14 protein-coding genes are annotated in these 17,751 nt (G+C 56.3%); 3 read left to right on the top strand and 11 right to left on the bottom strand.

Features of this window, described 5'->3' with window-relative positions:
• Positions 1–92: 92 nt before the first annotated feature.
• The 5 genes from LC059_RS13375 to LC059_RS13355 all read right to left on the bottom strand — a co-directional run bounded on the left by LC059_RS13375 (position 93) and on the right by LC059_RS13355 (position 5,700).
• Positions 93–1,097 carry a YhdH/YhfP family quinone oxidoreductase gene (locus LC059_RS13375; protein ID WP_226704371.1) on the bottom strand — a complete coding sequence of 335 codons (1,005 nt, stop codon included), beginning with the start codon at positions 1,095–1,097 and terminating at the stop codon, positions 93–95.
• 74 nt (positions 1,098–1,171) lie between these two features.
• A complete protein-coding gene (sohB, locus tag LC059_RS13370) occupies positions 1,172–2,377 on the bottom strand; it encodes a protease SohB (RefSeq protein ID WP_226704370.1) in 1,206 nt (401 codons plus the stop codon).
• 54 nt (positions 2,378–2,431) lie between these two features.
• Positions 2,432–3,082, bottom strand: a complete 651-nt coding sequence (locus tag LC059_RS13365) for a cation/multidrug efflux pump (RefSeq protein ID WP_226704369.1) — start codon at positions 3,080–3,082, stop codon at positions 2,432–2,434.
• A gap of 44 nt (positions 3,083–3,126) precedes the next feature.
• A complete protein-coding gene (nudC, locus tag LC059_RS13360) occupies positions 3,127–3,948 on the bottom strand; it encodes an NAD(+) diphosphatase (protein ID WP_226704368.1) in 822 nt (273 codons plus the stop codon).
• Positions 3,949–4,002: 54 nt separating this feature from the next.
• On the bottom strand, positions 4,003–5,700 hold the full coding sequence (locus LC059_RS13355; protein WP_226704367.1) for a hypothetical protein: 1,698 nt from the start codon (positions 5,698–5,700) through the stop codon (positions 4,003–4,005).
• A 320-nt stretch (positions 5,701–6,020) separates the two neighbouring features.
• On the opposite strand from LC059_RS13355, the gene nhaB reads away from it, so the two are divergent.
• The gene (nhaB, locus tag LC059_RS13350) at positions 6,021–7,553 is read left to right on the top strand and encodes a sodium/proton antiporter NhaB (RefSeq protein ID WP_226704366.1); all 1,533 of its coding nucleotides are present in this window, start codon (positions 6,021–6,023) and stop codon (positions 7,551–7,553) included.
• Positions 7,554–7,642: 89 nt separating this feature from the next.
• Here nhaB and dnaQ read toward each other — a convergent pair whose 3' ends face one another.
• From dnaQ to LC059_RS13335, 3 genes are all read right to left on the bottom strand, one after another.
• Positions 7,643–8,368, bottom strand: a complete 726-nt coding sequence (gene dnaQ / locus LC059_RS13345) for a DNA polymerase III subunit epsilon (RefSeq protein WP_226704365.1) — start codon at positions 8,366–8,368, stop codon at positions 7,643–7,645.
• A 4-nt stretch (positions 8,369–8,372) separates the two neighbouring features.
• Complete coding sequence (rnhA, locus tag LC059_RS13340; protein ID WP_226704364.1) at positions 8,373–8,810, bottom strand: ribonuclease HI; 438 nt, start codon at positions 8,808–8,810, stop codon at positions 8,373–8,375.
• Between the two features lie 78 nt (positions 8,811–8,888).
• The gene (locus tag LC059_RS13335; RefSeq protein WP_226704363.1) at positions 8,889–9,704 is read right to left on the bottom strand and encodes a class I SAM-dependent methyltransferase; all 816 of its coding nucleotides are present in this window, start codon (positions 9,702–9,704) and stop codon (positions 8,889–8,891) included.
• A 99-nt stretch (positions 9,705–9,803) separates the two neighbouring features.
• Between LC059_RS13335 and gloB the strand changes: the two genes are divergently transcribed.
• Together gloB and LC059_RS13325 are read left to right on the top strand one after the other, a co-directional pair.
• Positions 9,804–10,562, top strand: coding sequence for a hydroxyacylglutathione hydrolase (gene gloB, locus LC059_RS13330; protein WP_226704362.1), 759 nt, complete (start codon positions 9,804–9,806; stop codon positions 10,560–10,562).
• Positions 10,563–10,742: 180 nt separating this feature from the next.
• Positions 10,743–12,314, top strand: a complete 1,572-nt coding sequence (locus LC059_RS13325) for a LysM peptidoglycan-binding domain-containing protein (protein ID WP_226704361.1) — start codon at positions 10,743–10,745, stop codon at positions 12,312–12,314.
• Positions 12,315–12,401: 87 nt separating this feature from the next.
• On the opposite strand, the gene LC059_RS13320 is transcribed toward LC059_RS13325, so the two are convergent.
• The 3 genes from LC059_RS13320 to lon form a co-directional block, all read right to left on the bottom strand.
• Positions 12,402–14,294 carry a SurA N-terminal domain-containing protein gene (locus LC059_RS13320; protein WP_226704360.1) on the bottom strand — a complete coding sequence of 631 codons (1,893 nt, stop codon included), beginning with the start codon at positions 14,292–14,294 and terminating at the stop codon, positions 12,402–12,404.
• Positions 14,295–14,494: 200 nt separating this feature from the next.
• A complete protein-coding gene (locus LC059_RS13315; protein ID WP_010132873.1) occupies positions 14,495–14,767 on the bottom strand; it encodes an HU family DNA-binding protein in 273 nt (90 codons plus the stop codon).
• Between the two features lie 403 nt (positions 14,768–15,170).
• On the bottom strand, positions 15,171–17,576 hold the full coding sequence (gene lon, locus LC059_RS13310; protein WP_226704359.1) for an endopeptidase La: 2,406 nt from the start codon (positions 17,574–17,576) through the stop codon (positions 15,171–15,173).
• Positions 17,577–17,751: the final 175 nt, after the last annotated feature.

Raw genomic sequence — 17,751 nt, 5'->3', positions numbered from 1 at the left:
CAGGATAGCAGGCAATTTGGTAACCCGATACCGCCAGCCGCTTGCCGTCTACCGCGGTTTGCGCGCAATTTCACATTCCAGACCAAAATTCTCTAACGGGTCATATCCACAACGTAGCGCCCTATTCCGTGCCCCCGGTGCAGTCGTGCGAGAAACTCTGGCGCCTGCTCCAGAGAGATGTCTTCGGCGATTTTTTCCAGCTGCTCTCCGATATACCAGTCGCCAGCCAGCATGCCCCAGACTTCCGACTTTTTCTGAAGTGGCAGCTCAACGCTGTCGACGCCAAGCAGGCTGATACCACGAAGAATGAACGGAAACACATTAGCCTGGAACTGGGCACCGGATGCCATGCCGCAGGCAGCGACACCGCCACCGTATTTGAGGCATTTGATCACGTTGAACAGGGTCTCCCCGCCGACGGTATCCACCGCCCACGCCCACAACGGTTTGGCGATGGCTTTATCGGCGTAAGGCGCCAGGGTTTCCCGGTCCAACACTTTCCAGGCACCCAGGCCTGTCAGAAATTCGGCAGACTCCAACTTGCCGGTTACGGCTGCAACCTTAAAGCCCAGCTTGCCCAACAGTGCCACAGCGATGGAACCGACGCCACCCGTAGCACCAGTCACTAGCACTTCGCCGTCGGCCGGCTTCGCGCCAGCCTCCAGCAGCTTCTCCACACACAGAGCCGCGGTCAGACCCGCGGTGCCGAGTATCATGGCCTCCCGGGCCGAAAGTCCGTCCGGGAGCCGAGCAACCCACCCTGCCGGCACGGCGATCCGCTCGGCGAGACCACCGGCGGTGTTCATACCTAGGTCGTAGCCGGTCACGATCACCTTGTCGCCGCTGGAAAAGGTACCACTTTCGTCGGCAAGGACCCTACCCACCGCATCGATCCCAGGAGTGTGCGGATACTCCCGGGTAACCGCACGATTGCCAAACGCAGATAGCGCATCTTTATAGTTCAGCGACGAGTGGGACACGGCAATACTGACCGGATTTGACGGCAAGTCGTCCGCCGCGCGCACAACGATCGTCTGATCGTACTTACCCGCGGCCACCTCCTCTACCAGCATTGCACGATACGTGTGGTCAGACATAAGCAATCCGTAAGCCGTTCTGATTCAATAACTAGTATTGCGAAACCAGGTACTGCAAATCAGGTCCTGTGAAATTACTGGGCCTGGTGACGCCAGGCCGCCAGCCGGGAAAACAGTCGCGCAAGCGTGCTCTCGATCCCTGACTGAGTGGCGATACCGATTTTCTTGGCGATATTCTGCCGCTCTTTGTACTCCACCTGATACAGGTCTGCATTCTGCGCCCGCGAAGTCAGGTATTCATCCGAGGTTTTCAACTCATCGACCAGCGCGAGGTCCAGCGCGCGCTGCCCAAACCACACTTCGCCGGTGGCGACCTTTGCAATATCCAGCTGCGGGCGATACTCCGAGACAAAGTGCTGGAACAGGGTGTGTATCTCTTCCAGATCACTCTGGAATTTTTCTTTTCCTTCCTCGGTGTTTTCACCGAACATGGTCACAGTGCGCTTGTATTCACCGGCAGTAAACAGCTCGAAGTCGACATCATTGCGCTGTAACAACCGATGAAAATTTGGTAATTGCGCGACAACCCCGATGGAACCCAGCATGGCGAATGGTGCCGCCAAAATTCGGTCGGCAACGCAGGCCATCATATAACCACCGCTGGCCGCCACCTTGTCGACCACAATGGTCAGCTTCACCCCCGCACTGCGCACCCGGGCCAACTGGCTTGCTGCCAGACCGTAATTGGCAACCATCCCCCCGGGGCTCTCCAGAGAGACCACCACTTCGTCCTCCTTGTCGGCGACCTGCAGAATCGCGGTAATTTCTTCCCGCAGGTTCGCCAGCGCGCTGGCCTTGATATCCCCATCAAAGTGCACGACGAACAGGCGCTTGCGCGTGTCGCTACCGGCCGGCTTTTCCGCTTCGCCGCCTGTGGGTGCAGACGATTCAGCACCCGCCTCCGAATCCGCCTCAGCTTGCTCAGCAGCTTTAACCTCGTGGGCGCCACCGGTTTCCGTACTTTTGTTTTCTTTGCGCGCCTTTGCCTGCGCTTTCAGTTCCGCCTTGCGTTTCTTGGCATGGGCCTTGGCCTCAGCCTTGCGATCCCTTTCCTGTTGCTTTTTGCGCTCTGCAAAATCCGCGTGATCCATCACGGCTTCAAGCAGCGCCTCTTTCATATCCTCGTACCGGTCATTGAGGTGCGTCACCGCAATATGCCCCGGTTGCCGATCTTTCATATGTGCCCTGTTTGCCACGATGATGCCAATCACCACCAACAGAGCCACAACCACGGTCACCACCTTGGCCAGAAACAATCCATATTCACTGAGAAATTCCACTCAACCCCCAAATTCAGGTTATCTGATTTTTTCTTGTCTGCGCGCCTGTGGCAATTACTGCCACTCGTTCAGTGCAGAACGCGCCTGCTGATTCAATGGTCGCGCCAGTAACCCGGTATGACTGATCCGCACTTCGTACACCGCGCCATCCTGCATCGGCAGGAAGGTCGCGCTTCCGTACACCGCGTCTACCATGGGTACCCGGTTATCCATATTGCGCAACATACTCCAGACATCGACCCCATGCTCACTTTCACCAAGTGCATAGACCGAACGCTCCTTGTTGCGCTCATCCTGCAATGTCAGGTACCGACCGCTGAGACGGTCCAGGCGATAGGCGGGTTCGATACCCCAGCGCGCCAGAGCACCTTTCCACTTCAGCATTCGGGCATCCAGCTGCCACTGATCACCGCGGAGTTCAAATTCCTGTGAGATACCGTCCTCGTCAGCAAACTTCACCATGAAATGCTGATCGTCCATGCGCTCAAAGCTCACCGTACCCACGCTATGTTCATCGGCGAGATTGCGGTAACTATAAACATCCAGCGCCACCAGCACGATCATCAGGGCACCGGCCAGCAACAAAAGGCCAACTGTGCCGCGCAAGAAACCCAGCAACCAGCTGCCTTTGAGTAAAACTTTACCGCCCCAGAACACCAACAACAGGGCAATAAAGGCAATCACAAACGTAATAGCTATATACATTATCTTTGCCTCTTTATTTCGCGGGTAAGCACATCACCCAGGGTTCAACCCTTATCAATAAATGTTCGAATCAGTTGCCCAGACAACGTCTCTACAGGAGGAATGGCCTCCGGTATCTCGGACCGATGAAACCACCGTGCCTCGGAAATTTCCTCCTGATCAGGCGTCAGTGCACCACCCGTTGCTTCCGCAAGGTAGCCGATCATCAGCTGGCCTGGAAACGGCCAGGACTGGCTGCCCACATAGCGCACAGCACCGGTTTCGAGTCCAACCTCTTCTCGCACCTCTCGAGCAAGCGCCTGTTCCGCATTTTCCCCCGGCTCAATAAAGCCCGCCAGTGCGGTATACAGCGCGTGACGGTGCCTGGTATGGCGGGCTAGCAGACACTGGTCACCGCGGGTGACCAGCATGATGACACAGGGAGAGATACGGGGGTACACCACCAGGGAACAGTGGCCGCAGACTCGGGCGCGGTCTCGAGGATGATACTCGGTCTGCCGACCACATCGGCCGCAGAAGCGGTGGTCGAGATCCCAGTTCACCACCTGCAAAGCGCGACCGACCAGAAAGAAGAGCGGCTCAGGGACCGAGCCCAGCAGGCTTCTCAGCCCCAGCCACTCGCATCCGGGGACCTCAACACGAATGGGGAGGTGATGCACCCCGCAAGGTTCGCCACACCACTCGCCCAGGTAATGACTGCAGGAAGCGCCCGGCTCGATAGCCCCCTGCTCAGTGAATATGTGAACAGGCAGAGAAAGATGAAGTGGTCCTTGGGAGGAGCACAATACTTCGCCACCGGAAACCAGGATATGCCGGTGAAATTCCGGGTGCGGTAATACGCACCCGGCGGGGGTGAAATCTGTCATAGCACCTTCAGGTTCACTGGAGATCGCGCCTCAAGACTGAATCATTGGGCGGTATCAGGCAACCTCCACCGGGTAACCCAGGGCTTCCAGGCTCTCGACTGCCAGATCCAGCGACTGCTTATCGGCTTGGCGGTGGAGCTTCACTTCGCCGAGGTAATACTCGAGACTGATGATCGCATCGGCAAATATTTCCAGCGACTGCTCCACCCCTGGGACGACGCTTTTCTGGTCAATCACGGCATCCACAAAGTGCGCGAGGCGCTCCACAACAGCAGCAGCGCGCCCCAGGCTCAACACCACAAGCCCACCGCGCACACTGTTGAGCGTGGTGGAGACATTGCGAATATGGCCGTGATCAAACCCGGAATCTGCATAGGAAGCCAGTGCGCGCTTGATCAGCGACAGCCCCGCCTCCGCTTCCTTCAGCACCGCCAGCTCTGCCTCGGCAAGCTGGCTGCGCTCGAGCGCGATATCCGCCTGACCGGATTCATCCAGTTCAATAGAGGAGCTCTGGCGCAATGCGCGGATAGTACTGTCTACCGCCAGAATCTGATTGGTGAGTTGCTGCAAAGCATTATCTGCTGCGCGGCCCCCAGTGTGAGCACAACTCTGGTAGGCGGTGAGGGAGCCCGCCAGGTTCTCGCCGATACGACGGAAATTGAGCAGTATCAGCGTGTTGGCAATACGGCGCAGCGTTTCTACCAGCCCGCCCTCTTCATCGAGACCGGCAACGGCGATGGTCTCGGCATCGTCCAGCATCCGGCGCACCCCGGAAAGCTCCTCGTCCAGCGCATTGGCGACGGCAGCGATGGCAGTGGCACCGGGGCCGCCCAGACTGGCACGGTCACGCTCCAGCTCGGGCTCGCGATACGGCAATGACTTGATGCCAAATACCTGCAGCAGCTTCTCCCCTTTTTCTGCTGGCCCGGCGAGCGCCAACCAATACAGACACTCCTTGATCAGCACCGGAGGTGCAGGCTGATCCAGCGCCACATCGCCCTCGCGGCAGATATTCCGCAAGCGGCGATCCAGCATACTCAACACCATTACCCGCTGGCGATTGACCAGCATCTCCCTGGATGCCATGGCACTGATAGCCGTTCCTGCTACGGTCCATAACTTACCGTTCGGCCGCCCCGCGGTAACGCTGGCGATACGCTGCAGTGCGCGAGCCATCATGGTGTAGGCGGGCCCGCGAGGCTTGCCCTTGAGCAGCGCCAGCAAACCCACCTGATACATATGCCGAAAACGACGCACAAACGTCTTCAGATCTTCAGACATGACTGCCGAGGAGACCACCCCGGGTACGGTCGCATCCAGACGGCAGCGCAGGAAATGACTTTCAGGAACCGGGGCCTGTGCCCGGACAAGTCGCAAATTATTGATATAGGGGATCAAAAGCTCAGGACGCGTGGTAGCCCGGTTCTGGACAAAATCGAGATATCGGGTCAGCACATAAAAAGCGGTACCAACGCCCTCGAGTAACTCCTCTGGAGATTGCTGGCGGTCCTGGAGCAGGTCGCCCATGGCAACCAGCATTTCCTGCGCCAGCAGTTCCGCGGCTGCCAGCTGTACCATCTGCAGCACACCAGACACCTGGCGCAGCGCCTGAATACATTTTTCCAGGGCCGCCTTGTCTGCGTGATCGACTGCAAACTGATCCAGATAGCCAGTTGCCCCCTCGATACTCGCAATCAGCTCTTCTTTAACCAGGCTGACTGAAGTCAGGTTGATTTCGCGCAATTCACTCACTGCCTACACCACTGCAATTTTCTTTCTTTTATTTCGGCCCCCGTCCACATCCTGTACCTGATGACTATCTTCCCCCTATAGACCAATCGTGGAAGTTGTCGTCATCAATAGGATTTCGAGTGGCAGAAGAGCAATTTATACCAAACCGCGCGATATTCCACCTTTCCTCCTCCAATTTCCATCGAACAATCGACAAATTAGGACGACAGTACTGGCATCCCGGAAAATCCATTGAATTTTTCGCAAGAAATGGGTAGTTTCCCCGGCGCCCGAGCCGCAGCGGGTTGCGGCCAGCGGAAAATAAAGGAAGTAGCAGTATAATGAACGCCCTCAACGACACTCGCCCCACCCCGGGCGGGAGCTTCCGCAGCGCCTTTGGTGCCAACTTTCTTGGCGAGGCGCCCGACTGGTACAAGCTGACAATTGCTGCTTTTTTAATCGCCAATCCGATTATTCTTTATGCCACTTCGCCATTCATAACCGGCTGGGTTCTTATCGGCGAGTTTATTTTCACTCTGGCAATGGCGCTGAAGTGCTACCCGCTGCAGCCCGGCGGCCTCCTCGCAATCGAGGCCGTACTGCTCGGAATGACCAGCAGCCAATCTGTGTTTCACGAAGTAAATGAAAACATTCAGGTAATTTTGCTGCTGATGTTTATGGTGGCAGGCATCTACTTCATGAAGAGCCTGCTGCTGCATGTTTTCACCAAGCTACTGATCACCGTCCGCTCAAAGACCACGCTGTCGCTATTGTTCTGCGGTGTGTCTGCGATTCTGTCCGCGTTCCTCGATGCCCTGACGGTGACTGCCGTACTGATTGCTGTTGCGGTGGGCTTTTACGCGGTGTACCACAAGGTCGCGTCCAACCGACAGACGCACCCGGAGCACGACCACTCGAAAGATGACGAGGTAGTTGAGTATCACCGCTCCGACCTGGACCAGTTCCGCGCATTTCTTCGCAGCCTGATCATGCACGGTGCGGTGGGCACCGCACTTGGTGGCGTCTGCACACTGGTGGGCGAGCCACAAAACCTTCTGATCGCGGAAAAAGCGGGTTGGGACTTTGTACAGTTTTTCGTCAACATGACCCCCGTCACCATGCCCGCGCTTGCGGCCGGCCTGATCACCTGCTTCCTGCTGGAGAAAACCGGAATCTGCGGTTATGGCGCCAAGTTACCGGAAGCGGTGCGCGAAGTACTGGCACATTTCGCCAGCGAACAGAAAGCGAAGCGCAGTAAACGCGACGTGGTTCAACTATGGGTCCAGGGTGTGGTCGCTGTCATCCTGGTGCTTTCACTCGCATTTCACGTTGCCGAGGTCGGCATTATCGGCCTGATGGTCATCGTGCTGCTGACTTCATTCAACGGCATTATCCAGGAAGCGCGTATCGGCCACGCTTTCGAGGAGGCCCTCCCCTTCACCGCTCTGCTGGTGGTCTTTTTTGCGATTGTGGCCGTCATCCATGAGCAGCACCTGTTCGAACCCGTCACCCACTTCGTACTGAGCCTGGAACCGGAACAACAGCCGGGCATGCTGTTCCTGGCGAACGGCCTACTTTCCATGATCAGTGACAACGTCTTTGTCGCCACGGTGTACATCAACGAAGTAAAAACAGCGCTGACTGCCGGAGACATCACCCGCGAGCATTTTGAAAAGCTGGCCATCGCCATCAATACCGGCACTAACCTGCCCAGCGTCGCCACTCCGAATGGCCAGGCGGCATTTCTGTTCCTGCTCACTTCGGCACTGGCGCCTTTGATTCGCCTGTCGTACGGGCGCATGGTGATCATGGCCCTGCCTTACACCGTCGTTCTCACTATTGTCGCCTTCTTCTGCGTGGTCTACGCACTCTGACAGGAGATTAATCCAGTCAGGACAAATAAAAACGGGGCCTTCAGGCCCCGTTTTTATTTCAAGCGAATGTTTTACCGGACGAAAGCAAGTTACCAATAATGTTTGCCCGCCGCCTTTTCCAGCAATGACAGGAATTCCGCGTGGGCCTGCTCCTCTTCGGCGCCCGCACGAATAACAGACAGGGGCGCACGATCAACGCTAAGACGACGAATAGAGCCGACTTCATTTTGCTCGGCCTCACCGCCCTCTCCTTCTTCCTTACTGCTGCCAGTACCAGCGAGCGCCAGGTCCGTCTGCCCGCCGGTCATCAGCAGGTAGACGTCGGCGAGAATCTCCGCATCCAGTAATGCGCCGTGTAGATCCCGCTGTGAATTATCTACGAAATACCGCTTACACAGCGCATCGAGGTTGTTTTTTTGCCCGGGGTGTTTTTCTCGCGCGAGGGTGAGCGTATCCAGAACACCACAGTGTGCGGCGACGGCCTGCCAACGAGGACTTCCCAGACGCTTGAGCTCGGCATCGATAAAGCCTACATCGAAGGGCGCATTGTGAATCACCAATTCTGCGCCATCACAGAATGTCATGAACTCATCGGCGATCTGGGAAAAGACTGGCTTGTCCGCAAGAAACTCGTTGGTGATACCGTGAACTTCGATCGCACCATCATCCACCTCACGCTCGGGGTTGATGTACTGGTGGTAATGCTTACCGGTAAGCTTGCGGTTGATCAGTTCAACGCAGCCAATTTCAATAATCCGGTGGCCCGACTTTGGGTCCAGGCCGGTCGTTTCCGTATCGAGTACGATCTGACGCATAAACTTATTCCCCCAGCTCATCAATGCCGCGATTGGCCAATGCATCCGCGCGCTCATTGCCCGGGTTGCCCGCATGCCCCTTTACCCAGTGCCACTGCACCTCATGATTGGCAATCGCAAGATCCAGGGCCTGCCAAAGATCGGCATTTTTTACCGGCTTCTTATTTGCGGTTTTCCAGCCGTTTCGTTTCCAGTTGTGAATCCAACCAGTGATTCCCTGGCGCACATACTGGGAATCGGTATGCAGATCGACATGGCAACGCTGATTGAGCGCATCAAGTGCCTTGATCGCAGCCAGCAGTTCCATACGATTGTTGGTGGTCATGGCTTCACCACCACACAGTTCTTTTTCCGCATCGCCACTCATCAGCAATGCCCCCCAGCCACCCGGACCGGGATTACCCCGGCAGGCGCCATCGGTATATATGGTTACCTGTTTCAAGTCAGACTCGTGTGTTTGATTTGGGTTCAGCCGCGCCCTGTCAGCGTAGAGATGAAACGCGGAACAGAGCCTCTCGGGCTAGCGCTTCTGCTTATGATTCTCGTGCCGCTGCTTGGCAGCCACGCGGGGGCTGCTGGGCACCGCAGTCAGGGCGGGCTTTTTATCCCCGTTCCAGTTGAGCTTGATGGTGCGCATTCGCGCCACCTCTTTGCGCGCGACTATGATGTAAAAGCCTCCACAGGGCAAGTGCCAGCGGTTGCCCATACGCTCCATCCAGGCAGTCTTGGCCAGCAGGTCAGAATGTTGCAATGGCAGCCTGAAAAAGCCGCGCTCGATCGTACCCGCCTGCAGATCCAGCAGATTCATCCAATCCGCTACCCGCGCCGCACGCAACTGGTTGCCCATCTGGTATGCACTGGAGGAGCGAAACACCCGTGACAGACCGAGCAGCGAAAAGGGATTGAAGCCAATCAATACCATGTGGCCACCGGGGATCAGCACCCGCCCCGCTTCACGCAACACTTGATGAGGATGGGGCGAGAAGTCCAGCAGATGATGAAGCACCGCCACATCAATCGACTCAGAGGGAAGCGGCAGCTGCTCAAATTCAACCAGAGCAGCTCCACCACTGTCGGCGCAGGGACTTAGTCGAAACCGGTGGTTGATCCGACTACAAGCGGCAAAGTCCACCTGGCGCGCCACGCTCGCCTGCATGAGATGGTAGCCGAATAGCCCCTCCACGAGCGGCTGGGCAAGGGCAAGCTGCTGGGTCAGGATCTCCTGGCCCAGTGCACTCTCAAACCAATCCCCCAGGCTGACACAAGATTGCGCCAGCGATGGGGTCTGCTCCTTTCCGCGGTAGAACAGGGGTTTCCGACCCGCATTTCTGCCCATCTGCAGCTCCTGGATCTTAGAGGCTTCTTTTGAGGGTTATGTTAAGGTTGCCAAAACAAAACCGGGTTCTCGACAACGGTAGATTAGCGGGGAGCAACAATGATCACAATCCGCCCGATACCTGCATTTAGCGACAACTATATCTGGCATTTGCAACAGGATCGCGAACATTGGGTGGTGGACCCCGGAGATGCCGACCCGGTCATAGAGGTTTTGGGTGGCGCCCACCTGAGTGGCATTCTTCTCACCCACCATCACTTTGACCATACCGGAGGGGTAAAGACCCTAAAGGAAAAGTATGACTGTGAGGTCTTCGGGCCCGGGTCCATTGAAGGTGTCACCCACCCGATACAGGACGGTGACCAGTTCTCCCTGATGGGCTGCGACTGGCGAGTACTCTCCGTGCCCGGACACACCCTGGATCATCTCGCGCTGATACTCGAAGCAGAGGGTGACACACATCTTTTCTGTGGTGACACCCTCTTCGCCGCTGGCTGTGGCCGACTTTTCGAAGGCACACCCGAGCAGATGTACCACTCACTCTCCCGACTGACCTCCCTGCCCAGGGACACAAAGGTGTACTGCGCCCACGAGTACACCCTGGCCAACCTTGCCTTTGCCAGTGCGGCAGAGCCAGGCAACCAGGCGATTGGCAAGCGCATCGCGGAAGCGCAAGAGACCCGTCAACAAGACCGACCGACCCTCCCCTCCACCATCGGCCTTGAACTGGAGACCAACCCCTTCCTGCGCACGCAATCCGAGGAGATCCGTACAAATGCAGTGGCGCATGGAGCCGACGTAAAAGGCAATCCTGTAGAAATATTCGCCACTTTACGCCAATGGAAGGACACTTTTTGACCAAATTGCATTGACCGGAACCAAACTCCCTCTTTAGAATCAGACAATTACAAATCAAAGCTCAAGCGTATTACTCGATAAAAGACGCGACAGGCTTGGCTATTTTTCAGCCAGCCAATTCCGTATATGAGTACGCAGATAACAAGAGCAAACAGATAACAACAGACTGCGGATACCAGAATGGTTTACAAGAAATTTGCCGTTGCGCTACTGGCAGCGGCAGTGGGGGCCTGCGCGCAAATAGACGACGCACCACAAACTGTGAGCGCCTCCCCAGTCGATTCCGGCGCTGACGGCAAAGGCAGAGAACTCAACGCCATCAGCCAGAACATTATGGATGTGCCGGAACCGGCTCTCCCTCCGAAAGATATCTGGCAACGCCTGAGGCAGGGCTTCTCCCTGGACCGGGAGACTCAACGCCCCAAGGTAAAGGACTACGTCAATTACTTCTCCTCCAACCAGGGCTATATGGCTCGGGTGACTGAGCGTTCGCGCCGCTATATCTTCCATGTGGCGGAACAGCTTGAGCAGGCCAACGTTCCAATGGAGTTTGCCCTGCTTCCTATCGTCGAAAGCGCCTACGATCCCTTTGCTTATTCCCACGCCCAGGCATCTGGAATGTGGCAGTTCATTCCGGCCACCGGACGCTCATTCGGTCTGAACCAGAACTGGTGGTATGACGGTCGCCGCGATGTGGTGGAATCCACTCGTGCCGCGAGCGAGTATTTCAATTATTTGTCGGCCAAATTCGATGGAGATTGGCTGCTAGTCCTCGCTGCCTACAACGCCGGGGAAGGCACGGTGCGTCGCGCCATGGAGCGCAACCGTCGCAGCGGTAAAGGCACCAGCTTCTGGGACTTGAAACTGCCTCGCGAAACCCAGCGCTATGTACCGCAGCTGCTGGCATTGGCTGAGGTAGTGGCGCACTCGGACCACTACCGGGTTCCGCTTCACGATGTGGGCAACACGCCCTATTACACTGCGATCAACGTGGGCAGCCAGATAGACCTGGCACAAGCCGCGGAACTCGCAGATGTTGAAATTGAAGAACTCTACCTGCTGAACCCGGGCTACAACCGCTGGGCAACCGACCCCAACGGCAGCCACCGCCTGCTCATCCCGAGCGACAAGGGAACACAGTTTATCGCAGCGCTGGAAAAACTCCCCGCCGACCAGCGGGTTAGCTGGCAGCGTTACCAGGTAGCCCGCGGCGATTCTCTTTCGGTCATCGCACGCCGCTACGAAACCACCGTGGCCGCAATCCAGCAAACCAACAAACTGCGCGGCAGCCGCATCCGTGCCGGACAGACACTACTGATCCCAAGCGCCTCCGGACCGAGCGCCCAGTATGCCTACTCGATTGACCAGCGTGTACAGCGCAAGCAATCATCAGGAAAAGGCAAGAAGTCCAACTACACCGTGCGCCCTGGCGATACCCTCTGGGGAATCGCACGATCTCTGGACGTAAAAGTGCGGGAACTTGCCAGCTGGAACAATATGGCCCCTGGCGACACCCTGCGCCCTGGCCGCAAGCTGGTCGCCTACTCTTCAGCGGGCTCCAGTAACGACCGCAACCGTACCACCCGCAAACTGTCTTATCGCGTGCGTAGCGGTGACTCGCTGTACCGCATTGCACGCAAGTTCAGTATCGACATTAGCGACATCGTGCGCTGGAACAAAATCAGCAAGAATGGCTACCTGCAACCCGGCCAGAGACTCACTCTGTTCGTGGATAGCGCATCAAATGGCTGAGCCTATTCGCGGATAAAAAGCGGAAACTGACAGGCACAAAAAAACCGGCGATTTCGCCGGTTTTTTTGTGCCTGATAGCGGTAGGAATTACTCCTCCACAGTAGACACTTCTATATCGGCCTTGCCCGCTAGGAACTTCTGCACGGCTGCGAGTTCCGAAGTGCCCTGCATGGAAGCCAGCTGCTGCATCAGTGCGTCGCGCTGCTCCTTGCTCTGACGAGAAAGATCACCGGCGCGCGCATCGCGCAACTGCACTACAACCACATCGCCAGTACCCAGGGTAAATTGCTCCAGGGTCTTGGCACCGGGTTTGGGCGCATCCATGCTAAAGACATGGTTGACTACCTCTCCACGTGCACCAAATCCACCGCGACGGGTCTTGTCACTGGTTTCAAGGGTAAGCCCCTCGGCGGCCGCAACATCAGCAAGCGCTTCACCAGACTCAACCTGAGACTGGATATTTGCGGCCTTGCTCGCCAGCTGCTCGCCAGCCTTGTTACGTTTCAGGCGCTGGGTAATCTCTTCCTTTACCTCTTCCAGAGGCTTCACACCCGCAGGCTTGTGCTCGACAACCTTGAGCACCACAGAGTGGTTTTCAGACAAGTCGAGCACGTCTGAAGTATTGCCATCTTCCATAACCTCTGGAGAGAAAGCGGCCTCAATCACCTTACCTTCTGCGGTAATACCTGCACCGCCCTGACGGGAAAACAGCGGCGATTTCTGTACAGAAAGACCCAATTCTTCCGCTGGTCCAGACAGCGTCTCGGCATTGTAGGCCAGATCACCCAGACGGCTCAGCGCACCGACGAATTCACGTTCGGCCTCCGCGTTGCGCAGGCGGGCAGCGATCGCGGCCTTGCGCTCCTCAAAACTCGGCGGCTCAGCATCGGCAACTTCAATCAGCTTGATAAAGTGCGTGCCAGCATCGGTCTTGACCGCACCGGAAACCTCGCCGACCTCCAGGCTAGCCAGAGCATCTTCGAATGCCTCGGGGAATACATCGCCACTGGTGAAGCCGACATCACCGCCATCTTCGCGAGAAACGATATCGTCGGAGTACTGTTTCGCCAGCGCCTCAAACTCGCCGCCCTCGTTCAGCTTCGCCTGAACCTCGTCGACTTTCTTCTGCGCGGCTTCGTCATCGCCCTCAATCAGAATATGAGCGGCGTGACGGCGGATACTGGCCTGGAAGTTTTTCACCTCCTGCTCGTACTGCGCGCGCAGATCCTGATCAGAGATATCAATACTTGCAGCAAACTGCTCAGGTGTAAGCTCGATGTACTCGATAGCTACCTGCTCGGGACGCTGGAAGTTTTGCTGATTTTCGTCGTAGTAGGCCTGGATTTCTTCGTCACCAACCTGCATATCCGCCAGCAGTGGGGTCGCCGAAAGCGTCAGGTAGTCGAAGTCACGCTCTTCCATCGACACCGACACTACCTCTTCCGCTTCCGCACGGGTCGCGAAGGCACTGTCAGCAACACTGCCGATGTACTGCTGCATCACCATTTCCTGCTCGAGCAGCTGGCGGAAACCCGCCGGGCTGTAGCCCATACGGCGAAGACCGTCGCGGAACATTTGCTGGTCAAACTGGCCATTTACCTGAAAACCGGGCATCTGCACGATTTCCTTGTCCACGGATGCTGCACTCATAACCATGCCGCGCTCCTGCGCCGCCTGGCGCATGACCGAGCTGTTGACCAGTTGCTGCAGTACCGGGCCGCGCAGCTGTTCATCGGTGAGCAGGTCCGCAGGTACGTTTTCACCGTACTGGCTCTCGATCATTGAACGGCGATTCTGGATCGCCCGCTGCAAATCGAGATTGGAGATTTTTTCCCCGTTGACTTCGGCCACTTGGTCGGCCGAGCCACCACTGGCACCGGTGAAGAAATCAATCCCACCGATCACCATAATAAATCCAAAGAAAGCAGCCACAATAATCGCGGCAGTTCCCTTCAAGTTGTCACGCATGGACTGAAGCATATTCAGCTCCGAATTTAACTCTATCTGTACACGCCTGGATCATTGCTTATTGTTGTTACAGTCAAGCGCCGCAATTTACTGGCAGGCCCTCGCTGAATACGGTCTAAATCCGCTGATCCAGAAAAATTCAATCTTGCAGAAACAAAAAAGGCGCATCCATGTGATACGCCTCCTTGAAGCATTGTCGCTTACAAAGCTTCTTAATTTACCGCATCTTTCAAAGCTTTACCGGCTTTGAAATTAGGGATTTTAGCAGCAGCAATTTCGATCGGGTCACCGGTGCGCGGGTTGCGGCCGGTACGCGCAGCGCGCTCTTTGACAGCGAAAGTGCCAAAGCCAACCAGGGCTACCTGATCGCCTTTTTTCAGTGCATCAGTAATGCTGTCTACCATGGCGTCCAGAGCGCGGCCAGCGGCTGCCTTAGGAATGTCGGCAGATGCGGCAATGGCTTCAATCAGTTCGGACTTATTCACGCTATATCCCTCTGTTTCTTTATCTAGGTTTCTAGGTGTGTATGTAAGGTCTGTTGCAGCCTTTTGTGACAAGGCGCATACATGCAATTTTATGCAGTTAATTTTTGATCGCCTGCGGTTCCCCGCAGCGCAACAAGCCCCGTTTTATACCAACTGCCTGTTGGTGGGTCAAGGAACCATGCGGCTTTGCGGGGAGTTGGACATTTTTGAACCAGACTTGTTCAGGCAATGCCCGCCGAGATCATTTTTTAACCTGCGGTAAAGCAGGCTGCGTACTCTACGCGACTTCCCACATTCTCTTCAACGCTTTTTTTCACGCTCTAAAACAGCCGCCCCGGGATATTCGATATCCAGGGGCGGCCAGTGTCGTAACGTTTTATGCAGTGAAGTTGCGAGCCAGAGATCAGTGAGTCTGGATAGATCTCTGGGAGCGCTCTTCCGCCTGTTTTTTCAGCGCGGAGTACTCTTCATCACTGAGTGGGCTCGGCATTTTTTCCAGAGCGTACTCCAGCACCTGATCAATCCATTTCACTGGCTTGATCACCAGATCCTGCTGAATATTATCCGGAATATCCTTCAGGTCGCGCTCATTGTCCGCCGGAATCAGAACTGTTTTGATCCCCCCACGGTGGGCTGCGAGCAGCTTCTCCTTAAGCCCACCGATGCGCAGGACTTCTCCACGGAGGGTAATCTCTCCCGTCATGGCGACATCGGAGCGCACGGGAATATTTGTGAGTACGGAAGCCAGCACCGTGCACATGGCAATACCCGCAGACGGACCATCCTTTGGTGTTGCCCCTTCCGGCACGTGAATGTGAATGTCCCGGGTCTCATGAAAGTCCGGGGCAATACCCAGGGCCTGCGCCCGGGCACGAACCACGGTCAGTGCAGCCTGAATGGACTCCTGCATCACATCACCGAGAGAGCCGGTTTTGATAACCCGCCCTTTACCGGACACTGCAGAGGACTCAATGGTAAGCAGTTCGCCCCCCACTTCTGTCCACGCCAGGCCGGTAACCTGGCCAATTTTATTTTCTTCCTCGGCGCGGCCGTAATCGAACTTGCGTACACCCAGCAGCTCTTCCAGCTGATCCGGCTTGATAACCACTTTCTTCGTGGTGGACTTACGTACGTGCTCGGTAACAACTTTACGGCATATTTTCGCCATTTCCCGGTCGAGACCACGTACGCCGGCTTCACGGGTGTAGTAGCGCACTACATCGCGTACAGTCTCATCACTCAACTCCAATTCTTCCGGCTTAAGGCCGGCAGCTTTGCGCTGTTTTGGAATCAGATAGCGCTGGGCGATGTTCAGCTTTTCATCCTCGGTATAACCGGGGATACGGATCACTTCCATACGGTCGAGCAGCGGCCCAGGAATGTTCATTGAGTTGGAGGTACATACGAACATCACATCGGAGAGGTCGTAATCCACTTCCAGGTAGTGATCGTTAAACGACTTGTTCTGCTCCGGATCCAGCACTTCCAGCAACGCAGAAGCCGGGTCGCCACGGTGGTCCATCCCCATCTTGTCGACTTCATCCAGCAGGAACAGCGGATTTTTAACACCGACCTTGGAAATTTTCTGCACCAGCTTGCCCGGCAAGGACCCGATGTAGGTACGTCGATGGCCGCGGATTTCCGCTTCATCGCGCACGCCACCAAGAGCCATGCGCACATACTTACGGTTGGTGGCACGTGCAATGGACTCGCCCAAAGACGTCTTACCAACACCGGGCGGGCCAACCAGGCAAAGAATCGGGCCTTTCACTTTCTTAACCCGCTTCTGCACCGCCAGATACTCGAGAATACGCTCCTTGACCTCTTCCAGACCGTAGTGATCCTTGTTCAGGATCTCTTCCGCCTTAATCAGGTCGTGACGCACCCGGCTGGTTTTCTTCCAGGGTACGCTGAGCATCCAATCGATATAGCTGCGTAACACCGAGGCCTCCGCAGACATGGGCGACATCATCTTCAGCTTGCCCAGCTCCGCGCGGGTTTTCTTTTCGGCCTCTGCAGACATCCCGGAGTCGGCGATTTTCTGTTCGAGCTCTTCGATCTCGTTGGGCTCTTCAGTGATTTCACCCAACTCTTTCTGAATGGCTTTCATCTGCTCATTCAGGTAGTACTCGCGCTGACTCTTTTCCATCTGCTTTTTGACGCGCCCGCGGATTCGCTTTTCCACCTGAATAAGGTCGATCTCGGAATCCATCAGGCCCAACAGGTGCTCCAGGCGCTCTTTCACGCTGACGGTTTCGAGCAATTCCTGCTTCTGCGGAAGATCCAGTGACATATGCGCGGCAATGGTATCTGCGAGGCGGCCGGGCTCGTCGATTCCAGATAAAGAGGTCATTACCTCATTCGGGACTTTCTTGCTGACACTGACATACTGTTCAAACTGCGACATTGCAGAGCGCACCAGGGCCTCAGCTTCAGCCTCCGGCAACTCCTCGGAATCCAGTGTGGAGACGGTGGCACGATAGTGTTTATCGCCCTCCTTGATCTCTTCAACCTTCACCCGATGGCCACCTTCCACCAGCACCTTCACGGTACCGTCGGGCAGCTTCAATAACTGCAGCACGCTGGCAACGGTGCCCACCCGGTAGACATCATCGGCGCCTGGGTCATCTTCCGAAGCCTGTCGCTGGGCGACCAGCAGCACCTGTTTATCGCTGCGCATGGCCTCTTCCAACGCATCGATGGACTTCTCCCGCCCCACAAACAGCGGAATCACCATATGGGGATACACCACCACATCACGCAGTGGCAATAAAGGGTATTCGTTCAAGGTCTCGGATGGCTGGTCCATAAAACTCCTCTCGGCCTTCAGGCGGCTCGCGGCCACCAATTTGGCGACTTATTCGTCAACGGTAGCACTCCTCGCGGGGTGGGTTCGGTAGCGAAAGCACCCTGAGGGTCAACCGGTGTGCGCCAGTTCAAAACCTAAGTTGGGGGCAAGGGTCAGAATAACAAGCCCGCCCAGA

Source organism: Microbulbifer elongatus (genome assembly GCF_020524885.1).
GTDB lineage: Bacteria > Pseudomonadota > Gammaproteobacteria > Pseudomonadales > Cellvibrionaceae > Microbulbifer > Microbulbifer elongatus_A.
This window is presented reverse-complemented; position numbering and strand designations above follow the sequence as displayed.